The following is a 19,758-nucleotide window of genomic DNA, read 5'->3' as shown; positions in this document are numbered from 1 at the left end:
CGGATCGGCCACTCGTTCCGTCACATGGCCATGCGCACACAACGTATGGCAGTCAGCGTTCTGGCTCTCTTCGCCCTCACGGCCTGCGGTACGCAGACCGCACCCGGATCGGGCAACGGTTCCGGCTCCGCTTCGGGCGGCTCCGGCTCCGGCGACGGAAGCGGCACCGTACGGACGGAGCCGCCCGTCACCGGCACCAAGTGGACGGTGACCACCCTGGTCAGCGGCCGGAACACCACCGCCCTGCCCGCCGACCTGCCGCCCGGCAGGGCGCCGCACCTCACCTTCGGCGAGGACGGCACCGTGGAGGGCAGCCTCGGCTGCAACACGTTCCACGGCAAGGCGACCGTGAAGGGCTCGGCGATCACCTTCGGTCCGCTCGCCACGACCCGCAGGATGTGCGCGGGAGATGCCATGGAGGTGGAGCGGTCCGTCCTCGCGGTCCTGGCCGGGGGAACGACGTACACGATCAAGGACCAGGTCCTGTCCCTCACCGCCCCCGGAGGCAAGGGCCTCGGCGCCTCGGCCGTGGCTCCGGAGCCGGGCAAGAGCCAGGGCTGACGGGGAAGAGCTGGGGCTGAAGGGGAAGAGGCGGGGCTGAAGGGGCCGGGTCCAGGGCCGGGGACCAGGGCGGGGTCCACGGCCGAGGACCGGCCGGCGGCGGGGACGGCAGATGACTCAGGAACCCGTCGGGTACGACAGCAGGCCCGCGTCCGTCTTCTCCCAGGACGCCCGCAGCCCGGCCAGCAGCTCCGGCTCGGCGGACGAGCGGTCGGCCTGCTCCCGGGGATCGTGCGTCAGCCGGAACAGCTGATCGGCGCCCGCCCGGTGCTCACGTCAGCGAGCACGCGCATACGCGCATACGCGCATACGTGCCATACGTGCAGGCGTGCAGGCGTGCGGCACCGACGCCCGGGGTGAGCCGGCGGCGGGGTGCGTGAGGGTTCAGGAGCAGCGACAGATGGCGCTCGACACACGTCCCAGACCGACGTGGCGGCGCTCCACGAGCGTGACCGAACGGTCACCGAGGGGCTGCATGGCCCAGGAGCCCGCCAAGCGGACATGCGCGTGTCAACGCCGGTCTCGCACTCCGGACGCCCGCCCCGCACCGCGGACACCCCACCTCGCATCACCACCGCATCCCCACCCCGCGTGTGAGGCTCACCACGAAACGAGCGTTCGACCGGTGGTCGGTGCGCCGTCGGCGCCGGTTCACCCAGCGCCACGACCTGGCGCACTCCGGCCAGCCGCGGCCGATGGCCGGAACTGGCCGGTAACCGGCTTTTTTTCGGGGTGACGCCCGTGCCCGGTGTCTCCGGGCGCTTTCCGGACACGGCTCGATGATCACTCCGCGTGATCGCGCGAAGCCCCCCGAAACGCCTGCGCCCGACCGCCTCCCGGGGTGTTCCCGGTGCTCCGGCGGCTCTTTGCGGACCGGTCCCGAATTCGGACCAGTGGTCGACCTCGCCTACACTCGGTGTTGTGCCCCGTGGTGATGGACGACTCAACCACGACCTGCTCCCCGGAGAGAAAGGCCCCCAGGACGCTTGTGGCGTCTTCGGTGTCTGGGCTCCGGGTGAAGAGGTCGCCAAGCTCACCTATTTCGGACTGTATGCCCTGCAGCACCGTGGACAGGAGTCCGCGGGCATCGCAGTGAGCAACGGGTCCCAGATCCTGGTCTTCAAGGACATGGGACTGGTCTCGCAGGTCTTCGACGAAACGTCTCTGGGATCTCTCCAGGGCCATATCGCGGTCGGTCATGCCCGCTACTCCACCACCGGTGCCTCGGTGTGGGAGAACGCGCAGCCGACGTTCCGTGCCACCGCGCACGGCTCGATCGCCCTGGGCCACAACGGCAACCTGGTCAATACGGCCCAGCTCGCCGGGATGGTCGCCGACCTTCCGCGCAAGGACGGCCGCGCCACCCAGGTCGCCGCGACCAACGACACCGACCTGGTGACCGCGCTGCTCGCCGGCCAGACCGATGACGACGACAAGCCGCTCACCGTTGAGGAAGCCGCCGCGAAGGTGCTTCCCGAGGTCCGTGGCGCCTTCTCGCTCGTCTTCATGGACGAGCACACGCTGTACGCGGCCCGCGACCCGCAGGGCATCCGCCCGCTGGTCCTCGGCCGACTGGAGCGTGGCTGGGTGGTGGCCTCCGAGTCCGCCGCCCTCGATATCTGCGGCGCCAGCTTCGTGCGCGAGATCGAGCCGGGTGAGCTCGTCGCCATCGACGAGAACGGCCTGCGCACCTCGCGCTTCGCGGAAGCGAAGCCCAAGGGCTGTGTCTTCGAGTACGTCTACCTGGCCCGCCCCGACACCGACATCGCCGGGCGGAACGTCTACCTCTCCCGGGTCGAGATGGGCCGGAAGCTGGCTGCCGAGGCCCCCGTCGAGGCGGATCTGGTCATAGCGACGCCGGAATCCGGCACGCCCGCGGCCATCGGTTACGCGGAAGCCAGCGGCATCCCGTTCGGCGCCGGACTGGTCAAGAACGCCTACGTCGGCCGGACCTTCATCCAGCCGTCCCAGACCATCCGCCAGCTGGGCATCCGCCTCAAGCTGAACCCGCTCAAGGAAGTCATCAAGGGCAAGCGCCTGGTGGTCGTCGACGACTCGATCGTCCGCGGCAACACCCAGCGCGCCCTGGTCCGGATGCTCCGTGAGGCCGGTGCCGCCGAGATCCACATCCGGATCTCCTCGCCGCCGGTGAAGTGGCCCTGCTTCTTCGGCATCGACTTCGCGACCCGCGCCGAGCTGATCGCCAACGGCATGTCGGTCGACGAGATCGCCACCTCGATGGGTGCCGACTCCCTCTCGTACATCTCGCTCGACGCGATGGTCGAGGCGACCACGATCGCCAAGCCGAACCTGTGCCGCGCCTGCTTCGACGGTGAGTACCCGATGGAGCTGCCGGACCCGGAGCTGCTCGGCAAGCAGCTGCTGGAGACCGAGCTGGCGGCCGGCCCCGCGGCGACCGCCGCGGCCGACGCGCTGCGCCGTCCGTGACCCGGACCGGCCGGCAGCCTTCCCACCAGCCCCGTATCTCCACACGAAAGATCCCAGGCAATGTCTGAGACAACAGGTGCTTCCTACGCGGCAGCGGGCGTCGACATCGAAGCCGGTGACCGCGCCGTCGAGCTGATGAAGGAGTGGGTGAAGAAGACGCAGCGCGCCGAGGTCGCTGGCCTCGGCGGCCTGGGCGGTTTCGCCGGCCTCTTCGACGCCTCGGCGCTCAAGCGCTACGAGCGCCCGCTCCTCGCCTCCGCCACGGACGGCGTCGGTACGAAGGTCGACCTGGCGCGCCGGATGGGTGTGTACGACACCATCGGCCACGACCTCGTCGGGATGGTCGTCGACGACCTCGTCGTCTGCGGTGCCGAGCCGCTCTTCATGACCGACTACATCTGTGTCGGCAAGGTGCATCCCGAGCGTGTCGCGGCCATCGTGAAGGGCATCGCCGAAGGCTGTGTCCTGGCGGGCTGCGCCCTCGTCGGCGGCGAGACCGCCGAGCACCCGGGCCTGCTGGGCCCCGACGACTTCGATGTCGCCGGCGCCGGTACGGGCGTGGTCGAGGCCGACCGCCTGCTCGGCCCGGACCGTATCCGTAAGGGTGACGCGGTCATCGCGATGGCGTCCTCCGGTCTTCACTCCAACGGGTATTCGCTGGTCCGCCACGTCGTCTTCGACCGGGCCGGCTGGGCGCTGGACCGCCAGGTCGAGGAGTTCGGCCGCACCCTCGGCGAGGAGCTCCTGGAGCCCACCAGGATCTACTCGCTGGACTGCCTGGCCCTCACCCGTACGACCGAGGTGCACGGCTTCAGCCATGTCACCGGCGGTGGCCTGGCCAACAACCTGGCCCGGGTCATCCCGGACGGCCTGCACGCCACGGTGGACCGTTCCACCTGGACGCCCGGCGCGGTCTTCGAGGTCGTCGGCCGGACCGGTCAGGTCGAGCAGCTGGAGCTGGAGAAGACGCTCAACATGGGCGTCGGCATGATCGCGGTCGTGCCCGCCGATTCGGTGGACGCCGCACTGACGACGCTGGCCGACCGCGGGGTCGAGTCCTGGGTCGCCGGTGAGATCACCGACCGCGGTGCGCACACCACGGGCGCCGAGCTGACCGGCAGCTACGCGAGCTAGGGCGTGTGTCGAAAGTAGCGCCGTCCGCCCGAAGGGCCAGGCGGGACTTTCGACACACGCCCTGGAACCCGGTGCTCCCGGCAGGCTCCGCCTCCGGGCAGGGGCTGCCCCCGAACGCCGGACGGGCGTGATCACCCGCTCCGTCCGGCGGCCGGGCGCTCACGCTCCGTTCCCGGACCGGGACAGCACAGAACCCGGTCCGGGGCAGGCCCGGACCGGGTTGTTGTGTCAGCGCGAGGTCAAGCGCCGCGGCGCTGTGACGACGGACCGGACTGGTCGTCCTCGTCCTCGTCATCGTCGTCGTTGTACAGATCCGCGTACTGTGCGTACGGGTCATCTTCCTCGTCGTCGTCCTCGAACGGCTCAGCGTTCGGTGGTTGACTCGAAGGCGATGCGCCCAGCTCATTGGCCAGACGCGACAGGTCAGTCCCGCCGCTGCTGTACTTCAGCTGGCGGGCGACCTTTGTCTGCTTGGCCTTTGCCCGGCCGCGCCCCATGGCTCGACCCCCTCGGTGACGGGGCTCGACGGCCCCAGAGTCTTGACACGCGTTCATGTTTCAGGACGGACTCTCAGTAGAGAGACCGCGCCCGTAGAGCTTTAACGGTACCTGCTTCCGTGGCCATACGGTACGCCGCCCGTGTCATGCGCCCCGGTGCAGGGTCAGCGAGGAGCCCTGTCCTCCCTGGTCAACTGCGATTTTAACCTCTTCTTGGCGGGCGACCCGCCGACCGGCGTGAGTCTTGTCTCGCCGGTCGGCGGCTCAGCCCTGCCCGGTCCGTGTGAGGGACCCGCATGCCCGTGTGACGGGCTTCTGAACGGCCCGTGACCGGTCAGTGACGGCGGGCTTCGGCCATCCTCTGCTCGGCGATGCGGTCGGCCGCCGCGGCCGGCGGAATTCCATCGACCTTCGCACGTGCGAATATGGCCAGTGTGGTGTCGAAGATCTTCGACGCCTTCGCCTTGCACCGGTCGAAGTCGAAGCCGTGCAGCTCGTCGGCGACCTGGATCACGCCACCGGCGTTGACCACGTAGTCGGGGGCGTACAGGATCGAGCGGTCGGCCAGGTCCTTCTCGACGCCCGGGTGGGCGAGCTGGTTGTTGGCGGCGCCGCACACCACCTTCGCGGTGAGTACCGGGACGGTGTCGTCGTCGAGGGCACCGCCGAGCGCGCACGGGGCGTAGATGTCGAGGCCCTCGGTACGGATCAGCGCGTCGGTGTCCGCCGCGACGGCGACCTCGGGGTGGGGGTCGGTGATCCGGCGCACGGACTCCTCGCGGACATCCGTGACGATGACCTCCGCACCGTCCTGGAGCAGGTGCTCGACGAGGTAGTGGCCCACCTTGCCGACACCCGCGACGCCGACCTTGCGGCCGCGCAGCGTCGGGTCGCCCCACAGGTGCTGGGCCGAGGCCCGCATGCCCTGGAAGACGCCGAAGGCGGTGAGGACGGAGGAGTCGCCGGCGCCGCCGTTCTCGGGGGAACGGCCGGTGGTCCAGCGGCACTCCCGGGCGACGACGTCCATGTCGGCGACATAGGTGCCGACGTCGCAGGCGGTGACGTAGCGCCCGCCGAGCGAGGCCACGAAACGGCCGTAGGCCAGGAGGAGTTCGTCCGACTTGATCTGTTCCGGATCGCCGATGATGACGGCCTTGCCGCCACCGTGGTCGAGTCCGGCCATGGCGTTCTTGTACGACATACCGCGCGAGAGGTTCAGCGCGTCGGCGACGGCTGCCTCCTCGGAGGCGTACGGATAGAAGCGGGTGCCGCCGAGGGCCGGGCCCAGGGCGGTGGAGTGGATGGCGATGACGGCCTTGAGGCCGCTGGCACGGTCCTGGCAGATCACGACTTGCTCGTGACCTCCCTGATCCGAGTGGAACAGGGTGTGCAGGACGCCGTCGGTCACATCGGTCACTGTGGTGACTCCCAAGTACGAAGCGGCGGAAGCCCTCCTGCAGGTGGGGAGGGCCCTGTACCGGCCGGCACGGCCGGTACGGGCAAGAGCGTAAGTCCTACGGAGCCGTAGATCGGCGCCGGTGTGGAGGATCACCCCCCGGGGGAGTACGGGCGTGACACGATTCGCTGCATGTCGGTGGTGTCTTCAGTGTTCGTCCCTTACACGTCCTACCTACGGGTGTACGAGCCGCTCGCCGCGTTCCCGGAGCCCGAACGAAGCCACTGGGCCCGTTACGCACAGCGTCCCTCCCTGCCGACGTACCAGGACGAACTGCGTCGTTCGCTGGCCGACTTGGTGCCCACCCCTCCGGTCGGGGTGCCCGTGCACGAGAGCGGCGACGCGTTCGTGGCGGAGCTGGACGGGGTGGTGTGCGTCTGTCCCTGGCGTACGCGGCTGCGCGGGTGGCTGGCGCTGGAGGAACTGGGGGGACTGTTTCCGGCCACTGTGCTCGACGCGGTGCTGCCGCCGGTGGTCCGGGGGCAGGCGAGCGCGGATCACGAGCGCTGGCAGAAGCGGAATCCGGATGCGCGCCCGTGGATCCGGACCACGGTGTGGCACGTTCCGGTGCGCTGGTTCGTGCTCTTCGCCGACGAGGAGCGGGAGTACCGGGCGTACACGGCCGCGGACGGCGGCGGCGACGGGGAGGGTGACGGGGAGGGCGGTGGCGGTGACGGCGGGCCGCCCGTGCTGCGGTACCGGACCCCGATGGTGCAGGCCCGGCGCAGGCTGGCGCGGGCACTGAGGACGCTGCGCGAGAGCGTCGACGACGGGCCGCTGGCCGAGGGGCTGGTGGATGTGGGCCGCTGGCTGGAGGAGTTCCATCCGCGCGCGCTCGTCGAGCTCGACTACGGCGGCCTGGTGCACGCGCTGCCGGCGGAGCATCTCGCGGCGGACCGGTCGGCCGCGGATGTGACCGAGGGGCTGGCCGCGCTGCGGGACGGTGACAACGACGGGGCGAGCGTGGCGTACGCCCGGCTCGCGGAGCGCTGGCGGGCGGTACGGGACCGCCAGTTCACCAATTGACGTGAAAAGGCGCACAGCGGAATCAACCTGAGTGAAACGGGGCATCCTCCCTTCGGGGCGAATCCGGCCGGGAGGAGGTGACGAGGTGCCGGGGCGGCGCTGAGGCGAGATGCCGGGAGGAACAGCCGGGATTCCGCGGGAACTGACGGGGTGTGAACCTGCGTCCCGTGTGACACGTGGGATGGCTGAGGCGGAAGACTACTCCTCACGGTCTGGGACCTACGTCCCGAACCGGGCCTTTGCCTCAAGCGTGACGGATAGCACTAACGGGGCCCTTGCGCCCATCCCTACTCCTCGTGCCAAAATAGGACAAGGAGTCCGGGGAGGGCTCCATCCGTCCAACTAAGGGCGGAATGCTCAGCATTGCACGCTATGGGGGGTCTGGTGACTCCTGATCGCTCTGTGACTGATCGTCACGGTGGTGTGACTGTCCGCTATGGCATGGTCCATCGGCTTCCGTCGCTGATGAACACCTGGGAGGGCAATTCCATCGGTTTGGCCGAAGCGGCTGGACGGATGGTGTAGTTGTAGTGCCGAGGACAAGCCGTTCGTCCTATAACCGACTCGGCCCGCGTCCGCCATTTCGGGCAACGCGGGTCAAGGTGCAGAATTTAGAGGAAAGAACCGAGAATGTTCGGTTCTCCCGAGGAGGCCGCTCATGACCGCTCGCACCCCTGATGCCGAGCCGCTGCTGACCCCGGCTGAGGTTGCCACGATGTTCCGCGTGGACCCGAAGACGGTCACCCGTTGGGCCAAGGCTGGCAAGCTCACGTCCATCCGCACGCTCGGTGGGCATCGCCGGTACCGCGAGGCAGAGGTCCGCGCACTGCTTGCGGGTATTCCGCAGCAGCGCAGCGAGGCCTGACACACCCCTGTCACGCCGCACCACAACCGGGCTGCTGCCAGGTCCCCCAAACCTCAGCCGCCCACCCATAGCTCCACACGACGGACGCCCGCCCCAACGGGCGTCATGCCTTCGTCAGAGGGCTGCGTCGTTTTGATCGCGCTGGACTCCGCCGGGTCCAGCGCGATCTTTTTGTGTCCGCACTCACACCCGCGCCCACACCGCGCCCACGCTCACACCCGCGCCCGTGCCCGGCCTCCGGGCGGCCCCGACGGCCCGTGCAGAACCGCGCGGTCGGTTCGGTTCGGCTGGCTGTGGGCGGGTCTGCGGGGGAGTGTGGGTGAGCGTCCCGGACGCTCGGGGACAGCTCCGGACGGAACGGTCCGGTAGTACTGGCGCGTAGGTGCAATTGCACATATTAAATTCGCCAGTTGTAGGAAGGGCGTAAAGTCACCCCTTCTGAAAACTACTGCCGTGACTCCCGTCACACTGCCTGAAGCTTGCCAACTACGAGCCTGCCACTGCCGGGAGGCGAAACCACCCGGCCGATGGTCATGTCGGGGCAGGACTTTCGTCCTCGGCCGTGTCCGGCGCCCCGGAGGGTCTCTCCCGGCCCTCCGGGGGCTCGGGCCCCTCCGGGGCCTTCTGGGGCACACGAGGGGCCTCAGGGGCCTCTGGAGGCTCCATGGCGAGCCGCAGCAGGCGGTGGCAGACCGGACAGTGCCGGGTGAGGTGGCGGAAGTCGGAGGCGGCGGCCAGATGGGCCCGCAGTAGCGCGCGGGTCTCGTGCCGTGCCGTGGACGCGGACATACGAGCCACCTCCCGGTGGGCCCGCCGCTCCTCGCCGGGGAAACAGGAGCGGCCCTGCTCTACGGGGTACCCGTGGCAGATGCCGCCGTCAAGACGAACGAAAGCCCGGATCCAGGGGATCCGGGCTTTCGTCTACTGCGGTCCTGACGGGATTTGAACCCGCGGCCTCCACCTTGACAGGGTGGCGAGCACTCCAAACTGCTCCACAGGACCAGGTTTTCGCTGCCTGCCTCGCGGCTGGCTGCGAAACCAGACTGTACAGGAGGTGGGAGGTCCAGGTCGACTTCACTCCTGGTGGTGACTCCGTTACGCCGCCGGGGCGGCCCGGAGCCGGGCCCGCGGCCCGGCCCGGAGCGCGCCCCCGGTCACGGGGCCGCCGCGTCGATCGCCTTCACGATCCGCTTGTCCGAGACCGGGTAGGCCGTGCCCAGCGCGTGTGCGAAGTAGCTGACCCGCAGCTCCTCGATCATCCAGCGGATGTCCAGCACCTCCTGCGGAACGGGCCTGCCCTGCGGCAGCTGTTCGAGCAGCCAGGCGTACTCGTCCGCCATCTCGTGGACCTTCTCCATGCGCGTGGTGTCGCGCTGGACGGCCGTCGGCATCTGCTGGAGCCGGCGGTCCACGGCGACCAGGTAGCGCATGAGGTCGGGCAGCCTGCGCAGCCCGGTCGCGGTGACGAAGCCGGGCGGCATGAGCCGGGCCAGCTGGTCCCGTACATCCGTGACGTTGTTGACCAGCGTCAGGCTGTTGGTGGACTTCAGACGGCGCTCGCAGGCCTGCCAGGCCGCCAGGATCTGCTGCACCTGGTCGATGGTGCGGACGGTCAGGTCCACCAGGTCGGCGCGGACCTTGTCGAACAGCTTCCGGAACGACTGCTCGTCCCAGGCCGGACCGCCGTGGGCGGCGATCAGCCGGTCGGCGGCGGCGGTCGCGCAGTCCTCGAAGAGCGCCTGGACGGAGCCGTGCGGATTGCGGGACAGGGCCAGCTTCTGCTGGTTGGTCAGCCGGTCCGAGGCGAACTTGGCGGGGTTCACCGGAATGTTCAGCAGGATCAGCTTCCGGGTACCGCGCCACATCGCCTGCTGCTGCTCGGCCTCGGTGTCGAAGAGCCGTACGGCGACGCTGTCGCCCTGGTCGGTCAGCGCCGGGTACGCCTTGACCGGCTGGCCGGCCCGCCGGGTCTCGAAGACACGGTTCAGGGTGCCGATCGTCCAGTCCGTGAGGCCGGAGCGCTCGATGGACTCGCCCGAGGGGCCCGCGGTCGCCGCGGCGGCCTTGGAGAGCGCCTGGCGGGCCTTGGGGCGCAGCTGGAGCTTCAGTGCCTCCAGGTCCTTGTCCTCGGCGACCTTGCGCCGCCGTTCGTCGACGATCCGGAACGTGATCTTCAAGTGGTCCGGGACACGGGTCAGGTCGAAGTCGTCGGCCGTGACCGGGACCCCGACCATCCGCTGGAGCTCACGGGCCAGCGTGAACGGCAGCGGCTCCTGGAGGGGCACGGCGCGGTCCAGGAACTTGGCCGCGTAGTCCGGTGCGGGGACGTAGTGGCGGCGGATCGGCTTGGGCAGTGAGCGGATCAGCTCGGTGACCACGTCCTCGCGCAGCCCCGGGATCTGCCAGTCGAAGCCCTCGGAGGTGACCTGGTTGAGGACCTGGAGCGGGACATGGACGGTCACACCGTCGGCGTCCGCACCGGGCTCGAACTGGTACGTCACCCGGAATTTGAGCTTCCCCTGCCGCCAGGAGTCCGGGTAGTCGTCCTTGGTGACGGCCCCGGCCTTCTCGTTGATGAGCATCGAGCGCTCGAAGTCCAGCGCGTCCGGCTCGTCACGGCGCTTGTGCTTCCACCACGAGTCGAAGTGCGCTCCCGAGACGATGTGCTCGGGAATCCGCTGGTCGTAGAAGTCGAACAGCGTCTCGTCGTCCACCAGGATGTCGCGGCGCCGGGCACGGTGCTCCAACTCCTCGACCTCGCCGAGGAGTTTGCGATTGTCATGGAAGAACTGGTGGTGCGTGCGCCAGTCGCCCTCGACCAGGGCGTTGCGGATGAAGAGGTCGCGCGAGGCCTCCTGGTCGATACGGCCGAAATTGATCTTGCGCTGGGCGATGATCGGCACCCCGTAGAGCGTGACCCGCTCGTACGCCATCACCGCCGCCTGGTCCTTCTCCCAGTGCGGCTCGCTGTAGGTGCGCTTCAGCAGATGCTGGGCGACCGGCTCGATCCACTCCGGCTCGACCCGGGCGTTGACCCGCGCCCAGAGCCGGGACGTCTCGACCAGCTCGGCGGACATCACGAACCGGGGCTGCTTCTTGAACAGCGCCGAACCGGGGAAGATCGCGAACTTGGCGCTGCGCGCGCCCAGGTACTCGTTCTTCTCGGTGTCCTTCAGCCCGATGTGCGACAGCAGCCCGGCCAGCAGCGAGGTGTGCACCGCCTGCTCGGGGACGCCCTCGTCGGCCTTGGGCTCCTCGACGGTGATGCCCATCTGCTTGGCCACCGTACGCAGCTGGGCGTAGATGTCCTGCCACTCGCGGATGCGCAGGAAGTTCAGGTACTCCTGCTTGCACATCCGGCGGAAGCTGGAGGAGCCGCGCTCCTTCTGCTGCTCGCGGATGTAGCGCCACAGATTCAGGAACGCCAGGAAGTCGGAGGTCTCGTCCTTGAACCGGGCGTGCTGCTGATCGGCCTGCGTCTGCTTCTCCGAGGGCCGCTCGCGCGGGTCCTGGATGGAGAGCGCGGCGGCGATCACCATGACCTCGCGGGCGCAGCCGTTGCGGTCGGCCTCGATGACCATGCGGGCAAGCCGCGGGTCGACGGGCAGCTGGGAGAGCTTGCGTCCCAGCGGTGTGAGCCGCTTCGAGGCGTCCTTCTCGGCGGGATCCAGCGCGCCGAGCTCCTGGAGCAGCTGGATGCCGTCGCGGATGTTGCGGTGGTCCGGCGGGTCGATGAAGGGGAACTTCTCGATCTCGCCGAGGCCCGCCGCGGTCATCTGGAGGATGACGGAGGCCAGATTCGTCCGGAGGATCTCGGGGTCCGTGAACTCCGGCCGGGTCACGAAGTCGTCCTCGGAGTACAGCCGGATGCAGATGCCGTCCGACGTACGGCCGCAACGGCCCTTGCGCTGATTCGCGCTGGCCTGGGAGATCCGCTCGATCGGGAGCCGCTGGACCTTGGTGCGGTGGCTGTACCGGGAGATACGGGCGTTGCCCGGGTCGATCACGTACTTGATGCCGGGGACGGTCAGCGAGGTCTCGGCGACGTTCGTCGCGAGAACGATCCTGCGGCCGGTGTGGCGCTGGAACACGCGGTGCTGCTCGGCGTGCGAGAGCCGCGCGTACAGGGGGAGCACCTCGGTGTGCCTGAGGTTGCGCTTGTTCAGCGCGTCCGCCGTGTCGCGGATCTCCCGCTCGCCGGAGAGGAAGACCAGGACATCGCCGGGCCCTTCCCCGTGGAGTTCGTCGACGGCGTCGCAGATCGCGGTGATCTGGTCCCGGTCGGGATCCGCGCTGTCCTCTTCGAGGAGCGGACGGTAGCGCACCTCGACCGGATACGTACGCCCGCTGACCTCGACGATCGGCGCCTCGCCGAAGTGCCGGGCGAAGCGCTCGGGGTCGATGGTCGCGGAGGTGATGACGACCTTCAGGTCCGGGCGCCTGGGCAGCAGCCGGGCCAGATAGCCGAGCAGGAAGTCGATGTTCAGCGACCGCTCGTGGGCCTCGTCGATGATGATCGTGTCGTACGCGAGCAGCTCGCGGTCCGTCTGGATCTCGGCCAGCAGGATGCCGTCCGTCATCAGCTTCACGAAGGTCGAGTCCGGGTTCACCTGGTCGGTGAAGCGGACCTTCCAGCCGACGGTCTCGCCGAGCGGGGTGTTCAGCTCCTCGGCGACCCGCTCCGCGACCGTGCGCGCCGCGATCCGGCGCGGCTGGGTGTGCCCGATCATGCCCCGGACGCCGCGCCCCAGCTCCATACAGATCTTGGGGATCTGTGTGGTCTTCCCGGAGCCGGTCTCCCCGGCGACGATCACGACCTGGTGGTCGCGTATCGCCTCAAGGATCTCGTCCTTCTTCTGGCTGACCGGAAGCTGTTCCGGGTACGACAGGGCGGGCATCCGAGCGGCGCGCCCGGCGAGCCGCTCGGCCGCCTTCCCCGACTCGGCCGCGATCTCGTCCAGCACGGACTGTCGGGCCTCGGGCTTGCGGATCCGGCGGGCACCTTCGAGGCGACGGCCGAGCCGGTGCGCGTCACGGAGCGAGAGCCGGCCGAGCTGGGACTGGAGATCGGCAAAGGAAGTAGACATACGGGTCCCAGGATCTCACCCGGGCCCGAGGAGTGGCGAACCCATTTCGCGCGGACTGCGTCACCTTCCCGGTGACCGCGGGAGCGGTGGCGGTCACGGCACGTACCATTTCGGGCAACTGAACGCGTGCCCCGCAGGATTCTCCAGGAAAGGCCGTCCCCGTGTCCCGTACGCAGTGGTGCTGCCTGACGGCGGTGCTCGCGGTGGTCCTGGGGCTGTTCTGCGGACCGGCGGCGACGGCGGTCCCGGCCGCCCGGGACACGGCGGTGGCCGTCCCGGCGGTGGCCGTCCCGGTGGGGGTGGCGGCAGCGGTCTCCGATGCCGGCGCCGATGCCGATGCCGGCGTCGATGGCTCCACCGCCGTGCCCGACGTCTCCGCTGCCGCCGGTGACACCGCGGTCCTCGCCGGTGAGGACCGCGGCGGCTCCGGCATCCCGGGCTGTGGCAAGAAGCGGAGCCACGACGGCACCGAACCCGCCGCCCCGGTCCGCGCCCGCGCGCCGAACGACCAGGCGCCCGGCCTCGTCCAGTGGGGCCTGCCCGCGGCCATCGGCCAGGAGCCGGCCCGCGCGCTCGTACGGATACGGCTGTGCGTCCCCGCACCCGCCACGCCCACCCCCGTCGAACTCTCCGTGCTGAGGGTGTAGCAGCCCGCTGCCCCGCCCCACCCTGCCCTTTTCTTCCGCACCATCAGCACGGAGTGCCGCATGCCCACGCCCCACCGCACCCGCTCCACCTCCTCCTCGTCCTCCTCGCGCTCTTCCTCGTCCGCCAGGAAGCCACTGATGTACGGCGCCGTCGTCGTCATCGCCGCCGGGCTCCTCGGCTTCGTCTCGTACCGCGCCACCACCCCCGACTCCGGCTCCGGCGCTTCCGCCTCGGCACCGGCCGCCGAGGTGTCCACCGACCCGGCGGAGGGCGTCTACCCCGAGCTGGCGAAGCTGGCCCGCCGCGACGCGGGCGACAAGCTGGCCCAGGGCCGCGCGGACGCCCCGGTCGTGCTCATCGAGTACGCCGACTTCAAATGCGGCTACTGCGGGAAGTTCGCCCGCGACACCGAGCCCGAACTGGTGAAGAAGTACGTCGACAACGGCACCCTGCGCATCGAGTGGCGCAACTTCCCGATCTTCGGCGAGGAGTCCGAGGCCGCCGCCCGCGCCGCCTGGGCCGCCGGACAGCAGGACCGCTTCTGGCAGTTCCACCAGGCCGCCTACGCCGAAGGAGCCAAGGAGAAGGGCTTCGGCAAGGACCGGATCAAGGCGCTCGCCCAGCAGGCCGGGGTGAAGGACATCGACCGGTTCATGACCGACCTGGACGGGTCCGCGGCGCGCGCCGCGGTCGGCAAGGACCAGGAGCAGGCGTACAGCATCGGCGCCACCTCCACCCCCTCGTTCCTGATCAACGGCCGCCCGATCGCCGGAGCCCAGCCGATGGAGGCCTTCACCCAGGCCATCGAGGAGGCGGCGGAGCAGGCGAAGAGCGCCGGCACCGGCAACGCGGGGAACTCCGCGAAGTGACGGCGGACATCGGCTACTTCGCGGCCTTCCTCGGCGGGCTGCTCGCACTGGTCAGCCCGTGCAGCGCTCTGCTGCTCCCGGCCTTCTTCGCGTACTCCATCGACTCCACCTCGCGCCTGCTGGCCCGTACCGGCATCTTCTACGCCGGTCTGGCCACCACCCTCGTCCCGCTCGGCGCCGCCGGTTCGTACGCGGGACGGCTCTTCTACAGCCACCGCGACGCCCTGGTCATGGGCGCGGGCTGGCTGATCATCGCGCTCGGCGTCGCCCAGATCGTCGGGCTGGGCTTCGCCTCGCGGCGGATCGCGGCCCTCAGCGGCCGGATCCGCCCCACCACCGCGTTCTCGGTCTACGCCCTGGGCGCGGTCTACGGCCTGGCCGGATTCTGCGCGGGTCCGATCCTCGGCAGCGTCCTCACCGTGGCGGCCGTCAGCGGCAGCCCGGTCTACGGGGGGCTGCTGCTCGCGGTCTACGCCCTGGGCATGGCCGTACCGCTCTTCGTGCTGGCGCTGCTCTGGGAGCGCTTCGACCTCGGCCGCCGCGCCTGGCTGCGCGGCCGTACCTTCCGGCTCGGCCGCTTCGAGCTGCACACCACGTCGCTGCTCTCCGGGCTGTTCTTCATCGGCCTCGGCGCGCTGTTCCTGATCTACGACGGGACGACCGCGCTGCCCGGTCTGCTGAACGTGGACGACTCGTTCGCGGTCGAGCAGTGGGCGCAGCGTCTCGGCGAGCGGGTGCCCGATGGTGTGCTGCTGGGGTCCGTGGTGGCTGTGGTGCTGCTGGTGCTGGGCGTACGGGCCTGGCGGCGGCGGAACGGCGGCACCACCGGTACGCCGGAGCAGAAGGAAGGCGCCTGACACGGCGAAGGCCCCGTCCGGTGGACGGGGCCTTCGGGTGGTGGCTGGGGCCGGGATCGAACCGGCGACCTATCGCTTTTCAGGCGATCGCTCGTACCAACTGAGCTACCCAGCCACGCAGCGCACAAGGGCTGCAGCGGTCCTGACGGGATTTGAACCCGCGGCCTCCACCTTGACAGGGTGGCGAGCACTCCAAACTGCTCCACAGGACCAAGCAATGTGCGAGACGAGTCTCGCACACGGTAAAGCGTGCCCCCAACGGGATTCGAACCCGTGCTACCGCCTTGAAAGGGCGGCGTCCTGGGCCACTAGACGATGAGGGCTAATTGGCCCACCTGTTCGCTTTGCAGCGCGTCGGGGACGTGAGAAGCATATGGGATGCGGGGAGCTATCGCCAAAACGGTTTACCGGGAGGTCGCGACGGGCGTCGGCGAGGGTCCCCCGTTCTCCAGGTTCTCCTGTGGAAGATGGCGGCTGACCTCGGCCGTCGTCAGGCCCAGACCGCCCAGGGTGATCTCGTCCCAGGCCTGCAGCCGGCGGGTGGCCCGGTCCATATAGAGCACCGAGGCGCGCACCTTCTCGGGCTTCTCGTTCTGCACCGCGCGGAGCCCGCCGCCGCCCGTGGAGCCCTCGACCTTCAGCCGCGTACCGAGCTTCAGGAGTTCGTTCACCCGGTGGTGCACATGCCCGGCGAGCACCAGCGGGACCGTGCCGTCGGTCTCCCGGGCGGCGTTCGGGTCGTGGGCGACCGCGATGTCCACCGGGGTGCCGGCCCGCTTCTGGGCGCGGATGGCCGCGGCGAGCCGGACGCCCGCCGCCCGTTCGGCCGCCCGGCCCTCGGCGGGGAGGGAGCGGTCCGGGGTGAACTGCGGATCGCCGGTGCCGGAGATCCGCAGCCCGGCGACGCTCACCGCGCTGCCCTCGTCCAGGACACGCACGTTCTCGAAGCCCTTCAGATAGTCCTGGGTGACCGTGGAGTCGTGGTTGCCGCGGACCCAGACATAGGGCGCGCCGAGGTCGCGGACCGGGTCCAGGAAGCCGTTCTCGGCGGCGCTGCCGTGGTCCATGGTGTCGCCGGAGTCGATGATCACGCCGATCTCGTACTGCTCGACGAGGGAGCCGATGATGTGCCAGGCCGCGGGGTTCAGGTGGATGTCGGAGACGTGCAGGACGCGGATGGTGCCGGGGTCCGGGCGGTAGACGGGGAGCGTGGACGTGGCGTCGTAGAGCTTGGTGACATTGGTGACGAGCCGGGCCAGTTCCCGCTGGTAGACATCGAATTCGGTGACGATCGAGCGGGCGTCGCCGACGACCGAGGGGGCGCTGGACAGCAGTCCGGAGAACTGCGGCTCCAGGACGGACTTCGGGTTCCAGGTGGCGTACGCGCTGACGGCGGACGCGGCCAGGAGTGTCAGCGCGAGCCCTCCGGCGGCCAGGGCGCGGCGGGGGCGGCGGTAGACGGCGAGGCCGAGCGCGGTGGCGCCGGAGACGACGGCCACGCAGGAGCGCACGGCCAGCTCGCGAGTGCCGGTGGCGACGTCCCTGGCGACCTGGTCCTGGAGGCCGGAGAACTGTTCGGGGTGGTCCACCAGGGTCTGGGAGCGCCCGGGGTCGAGGCGGTCGACGTCGACGTCCAGCCGGAGCGGGGCGACGTGCGAGTTCAGCTCCAGGGCGCCGAGCGGGGCCACGTTGATCTTGCTGCCGCCGGCGAGGGAGGGGCGCAGGGTCATGTTCGTGTCCATGGGCCCGACCGGGGTGCGGACGCTGCCGACGATCAGGAGTCCCAGCCAGGCACCCAGGACGACGACGGTGAGCAGGCCCAGGGCGCGGAGGTACGGGTTCGGAGCGCCGGCGAGCGGGTCGGCGGGGTCCCCGGGGGAGCGGAGGGGGGTGTGGAAGGGGCTGCGGAGGACGCTGCGGAGGGAGGTACGGGGGTGGCGCTCGGTTCGGGGGCGGTGCCGGGTGCGGGCGACTGCGGCACGGAACGGGTCGCGGGCCATTGGACCCGTATGCCCCGATACGGCGCCCGCCATGCGGGGGCATGGCCGCAGGCCGCGGGCCCACCCCGGCGGACTCCCCCGTTCGGGTCCGTCATACGTGACAATGGCGGGGTGCTGGAGATGACGCGGGAGCAGTTCGAAGAGCTGGTGAGCCAGGCTCTTGACCGGATTCCGCCGGAGCTGACGCGGCTGATGGACAACGTCGCGGTGTTCGTCGAGGACGAACCGGACCCCGGCGACCCCGAGCTGCTCGGGCTGTACGAGGGCACCCCGCTCACGGACCGCGGTGAGTGGTACGCCGGAGTGCTGCCGGACCGGATCACCATCTACCGGGGTCCGACGCTGCGGATGTGCGAGTCCCACGAGGACGTCGTCGCGGAGACCGAGATCACCGTGGTCCACGAGATCGCCCACCACTTCGGCATCGACGACGAGCGGCTGCACGCGCTGGGCTACGGGTGAGCGGTCCCCGTTCCGGGTGGCGGCCCGTCGGCGACGGCGCGATCAGCGGCGGTGACGGCGCGGTGGACGGCGATGGCGATGGTGATGGCCGCGGAGGCGGTGACGACGGCGCCGGCCCGTCCGGGCAGGCGAGGGTCCTCGGGGCCGTCGCGGCGGGCGGGGCGCTGGGCGCCGTGGCGCGGTACGCGGCCCTGCGGCTCTGGCCGGCCGCCGACGGGGGCTTCCCGTGGACCGTCCTCGTCGTCAACGTGACCGGCTGCGCCCTGATCGGCGTCCTGATGGTGCTGGTCTCCGAGCGGGGCGCGGCCACCGGTCCGCTGGTGCGGCCGTTCCTCGGGGTGGGGGTGCTCGGCGGGTTCACGACCTTCTCGACGTACGCGGCCGATGTGTCGGGGCTCCTGGTGCGCCAGGAGGTGCCGCGGGCCATGGCCTACGCGGCGGCGACGGTCGTGGGCGCGCTCGGCGCGGTGTGGGGCGCGGCCGCGGCGACCCGGGCTCTGCTGGGGCGGCGCGAAGTCGGGCGGCATGAAGGCGGGCGGTCCGAAGGCGGGCGGCGCGGATGAACTGGCTGCTGGTGGTGATCGGCGGTGCTGTCGGGGCGCCGTTGCGCTATCTGACGGACCGTGCGGTGCGGGCGCGCCACGGCGAGGGGCTGCCGTACGTGTTCCCGTGGGGAACGTTCACCGCCAACGCGGCGGGCAGCCTGCTGCTCGGGGTGCTGACCGGGGCCGCGGTCTCCGCACATACGTACGCCCTGCTGGGCACGGGGCTGTGCGGGGCGCTCACGACGTACTCGACCTTCTCGTACGAGACGCTGCGGCTGGCCGAGGGCGGCCGGGCCTTTCTGGCGGCCGCGAACGTGCTGGCGTCCCTGCTGGTGGGGCTGGGGGCGGTTTTCCTGGGTGCCGAGCTGGCGGGTGGATTCGGCGTCTGACGGGGTGTGGGGAGGGCGTGCGCCGGGGCGCGAGGCGGGCGGGCCCGGGGTGTGACAGGAGGCGCTGCGGGCCGGGCGGGTGACGGCGCGGGCGTGTCTCCGGCGGGGGTCGGGGAGTTGGGCACGGCGCCGCTCCTTTTGCGGCCCTGTCGTCGTGCGTCCTCGCGGTCCCACCGCGTCGTTCCGTCCGGCCGTCGCTTCCGGCCGTTCCGCGCGGCTGCTCCACTCCGCCGTCTCCTCGCCCCGGAGGTATCACCCGTGCGCCATCTGTCCGCTCCTGTCCGCTGGGCCACTGTCACCGCGCTGACGATCGCCGCGTCCACCGGCTGTATGAGCGTCGGCGACGACGCCGCGCGGCCGGGGCCCTCACGGTCCGCCGACGAGAAGGGCGGGGAGGACGGGCCGGGCGGTGGCGCGGTGCCGGACTCCGGCCGGGCCGGCTCCGGCGGGCGCCTCGCCCACACGCACTCCGACCGGGAGGTCCCGGGGGAGCCGGACCCGGACGCCTCGGGGGCCACGTCCTCGCGCGCGCCGCAGGGTCCGCGCCCGGCCCCCGGCAGCCCGCTGCCCACCCGGGTCGGCCATCTGCCGGCGCCGAGCTCTTCCGTACCGGGGCCCGGGGAGTCCCCGCCGCAGGTCACCCCGGAGCCGCCGGGCCCCTCGCAGCCCGGCCCCGGACCCGACCCCGATCCGGAGCCCCCGCAGCCCTCGGAACCGCCCACGCCACCCCCCTCGGCCTCGCCCGCCGCACAGTTCCGGACCGATGCGATGAGAGCACCGGTGCGCCCGGAGTCGCTGCGGACCCCGGAGGCATCACCGCAGGTGGGGCCGGTGTAGGGCGGCCGGGGGAGGGGGTGGTTTGCGCAATGTGGGTGAGGGTGCGTATGGTGGTAGATCGTTTGATCCCATTGCCC

Annotated in this window: 17 protein-coding genes, 4 tRNA genes and 1 pseudogene; 12 read left to right on the top strand and 10 right to left on the bottom strand. The window is 70.6% G+C overall.

Annotated features, from left to right (window positions below):
• Positions 1-30: 30 nt before the first annotated feature.
• On the top strand, positions 31-561 hold the full coding sequence (locus tag OHA98_RS37920; RefSeq protein ID WP_266932425.1) for an META domain-containing protein: 531 nt from the start codon (positions 31-33) through the stop codon (positions 559-561).
• A gap of 117 nt (positions 562-678) precedes the next feature.
• On the opposite strand, the pseudogene OHA98_RS37915 reads toward OHA98_RS37920, so the two are convergent.
• Positions 679-828 (bottom strand): annotated as a pseudogene (locus OHA98_RS37915) (twin-arginine translocation pathway signal protein); the annotation flags it as partial.
• A 654-nt stretch (positions 829-1,482) separates the two neighbouring features.
• Between OHA98_RS37915 and purF the strand changes: the two are divergent.
• Together purF and purM are read left to right on the top strand one after the other, a co-directional pair.
• Entirely contained in the window at positions 1,483-3,009 is a 1,527-nt protein-coding gene (gene purF, locus OHA98_RS37910) for an amidophosphoribosyltransferase (RefSeq protein ID WP_266932424.1), read from the top strand.
• 60 nt (positions 3,010-3,069) lie between these two features.
• On the top strand, positions 3,070-4,143 hold the full coding sequence (purM, locus tag OHA98_RS37905; protein WP_266932423.1) for a phosphoribosylformylglycinamidine cyclo-ligase: 1,074 nt from the start codon (positions 3,070-3,072) through the stop codon (positions 4,141-4,143).
• 239 nt (positions 4,144-4,382) lie between these two features.
• Here the strand turns inward: purM and OHA98_RS37900 are convergent, their stop codons facing one another.
• The gene (locus OHA98_RS37900; protein ID WP_030979949.1) at positions 4,383-4,640 is read right to left on the bottom strand and encodes a DUF3073 domain-containing protein; all 258 of its coding nucleotides are present in this window, start codon (positions 4,638-4,640) and stop codon (positions 4,383-4,385) included.
• A 334-nt stretch (positions 4,641-4,974) separates the two neighbouring features.
• Complete coding sequence (locus OHA98_RS37895; protein WP_266932618.1) at positions 4,975-6,057, bottom strand: Glu/Leu/Phe/Val dehydrogenase dimerization domain-containing protein; 1,083 nt, start codon at positions 6,055-6,057, stop codon at positions 4,975-4,977.
• Positions 6,058-6,228: 171 nt separating this feature from the next.
• On the opposite strand from OHA98_RS37895, the gene OHA98_RS37890 reads away from it, so the two are divergent.
• The gene (locus tag OHA98_RS37890; RefSeq protein ID WP_266932422.1) at positions 6,229-7,122 is read left to right on the top strand and encodes a hypothetical protein; all 894 of its coding nucleotides are present in this window, start codon (positions 6,229-6,231) and stop codon (positions 7,120-7,122) included.
• Between the two features lie 658 nt (positions 7,123-7,780).
• Positions 7,781-7,987: a developmental transcriptional regulator BldC gene (gene bldC, locus OHA98_RS37885; protein WP_003949541.1), complete on the top strand. Its 207-nt coding sequence runs from the start codon at positions 7,781-7,783 to the stop codon at positions 7,985-7,987.
• Positions 7,988-8,518: 531 nt separating this feature from the next.
• On the opposite strand, the gene OHA98_RS37880 is transcribed toward bldC, so the two are convergent.
• From OHA98_RS37880 to hrpA, 3 genes are all read right to left on the bottom strand, one after another.
• Positions 8,519-8,776 (bottom strand): DUF6274 family protein, encoded by a 258-nt coding sequence (locus OHA98_RS37880; RefSeq protein WP_266932421.1) that lies wholly within the window; start codon positions 8,774-8,776, stop codon positions 8,519-8,521.
• Positions 8,777-8,914: 138 nt separating this feature from the next.
• Positions 8,915-8,989: transfer RNA gene (locus OHA98_RS37875), tRNA-Asp, on the bottom strand.
• Between the two features lie 152 nt (positions 8,990-9,141).
• Positions 9,142-13,074, bottom strand: coding sequence for an ATP-dependent RNA helicase HrpA (hrpA, locus tag OHA98_RS37870; protein WP_266932420.1), 3,933 nt, complete (start codon positions 13,072-13,074; stop codon positions 9,142-9,144).
• 161 nt (positions 13,075-13,235) lie between these two features.
• Here hrpA and OHA98_RS37865 point away from each other — a divergent pair, with 161 nt between their 5' ends.
• From OHA98_RS37865 to OHA98_RS37855, 3 genes are read left to right on the top strand one after another with little or no spacing between them, the layout of a single operon-like run.
• Positions 13,236-13,721 carry a hypothetical protein gene (locus OHA98_RS37865; RefSeq protein WP_266932419.1) on the top strand — a complete coding sequence of 162 codons (486 nt, stop codon included), beginning with the start codon at positions 13,236-13,238 and terminating at the stop codon, positions 13,719-13,721.
• Positions 13,722-13,781: 60 nt separating this feature from the next.
• A complete protein-coding gene (locus tag OHA98_RS37860) occupies positions 13,782-14,591 on the top strand; it encodes a DsbA family protein (RefSeq protein WP_266932418.1) in 810 nt (269 codons plus the stop codon).
• Positions 14,588-15,448, top strand: coding sequence for a cytochrome c biogenesis CcdA family protein (locus OHA98_RS37855; RefSeq protein ID WP_266932417.1), 861 nt, complete (start codon positions 14,588-14,590; stop codon positions 15,446-15,448). Before OHA98_RS37860 ends, OHA98_RS37855 begins: the two co-directional genes overlap by 4 nt.
• Before the next feature lie 38 nt (positions 15,449-15,486).
• On the opposite strand, the gene OHA98_RS37850 is transcribed toward OHA98_RS37855, so the two are convergent.
• The 4 genes from OHA98_RS37850 to OHA98_RS37835 all read right to left on the bottom strand — a co-directional run bounded on the left by OHA98_RS37850 (position 15,487) and on the right by OHA98_RS37835 (position 17,448).
• A tRNA-Phe gene (locus tag OHA98_RS37850) sits at positions 15,487-15,563 on the bottom strand.
• Positions 15,564-15,585: 22 nt separating this feature from the next.
• A tRNA-Asp gene (locus OHA98_RS37845) sits at positions 15,586-15,660 on the bottom strand.
• 38 nt (positions 15,661-15,698) lie between these two features.
• Positions 15,699-15,771, bottom strand: a tRNA-Glu gene (locus OHA98_RS37840).
• An 81-nt stretch (positions 15,772-15,852) separates the two neighbouring features.
• A complete protein-coding gene (locus OHA98_RS37835) occupies positions 15,853-17,448 on the bottom strand; it encodes a metallophosphoesterase (RefSeq protein WP_266932416.1) in 1,596 nt (531 codons plus the stop codon).
• Positions 17,449-17,559: 111 nt separating this feature from the next.
• On the opposite strand from OHA98_RS37835, the gene OHA98_RS37830 reads away from it, so the two are divergent.
• From OHA98_RS37830 to OHA98_RS37815, 4 genes are all read left to right on the top strand, one after another.
• Positions 17,560-17,910: a metallopeptidase family protein gene (locus OHA98_RS37830; protein ID WP_266932415.1), complete on the top strand. Its 351-nt coding sequence runs from the start codon at positions 17,560-17,562 to the stop codon at positions 17,908-17,910.
• 62 nt (positions 17,911-17,972) lie between these two features.
• Positions 17,973-18,473, top strand: coding sequence for a CrcB family protein (locus OHA98_RS37825; RefSeq protein ID WP_266932616.1), 501 nt, complete (start codon positions 17,973-17,975; stop codon positions 18,471-18,473).
• Positions 18,470-18,844, top strand: coding sequence for a CrcB family protein (locus OHA98_RS37820; protein ID WP_266932414.1), 375 nt, complete (start codon positions 18,470-18,472; stop codon positions 18,842-18,844). The genes OHA98_RS37825 and OHA98_RS37820 overlap by 4 nt, the downstream gene beginning before the upstream one ends.
• 258 nt (positions 18,845-19,102) lie before the next feature.
• Positions 19,103-19,681: a hypothetical protein gene (locus OHA98_RS37815; RefSeq protein WP_266932412.1), complete on the top strand. Its 579-nt coding sequence runs from the start codon at positions 19,103-19,105 to the stop codon at positions 19,679-19,681.
• The last annotated feature ends 77 nt before the right edge of the window (positions 19,682-19,758 follow it).

Source organism: Streptomyces sp. NBC_00654 (assembly GCF_026341775.1).
In the GTDB taxonomy this organism is placed as follows: domain Bacteria; phylum Actinomycetota; class Actinomycetes; order Streptomycetales; family Streptomycetaceae; genus Streptomyces.
Note: the sequence above shows the minus strand (reverse complement) of the source record. Positions and strands in the feature narration are given on the sequence as shown.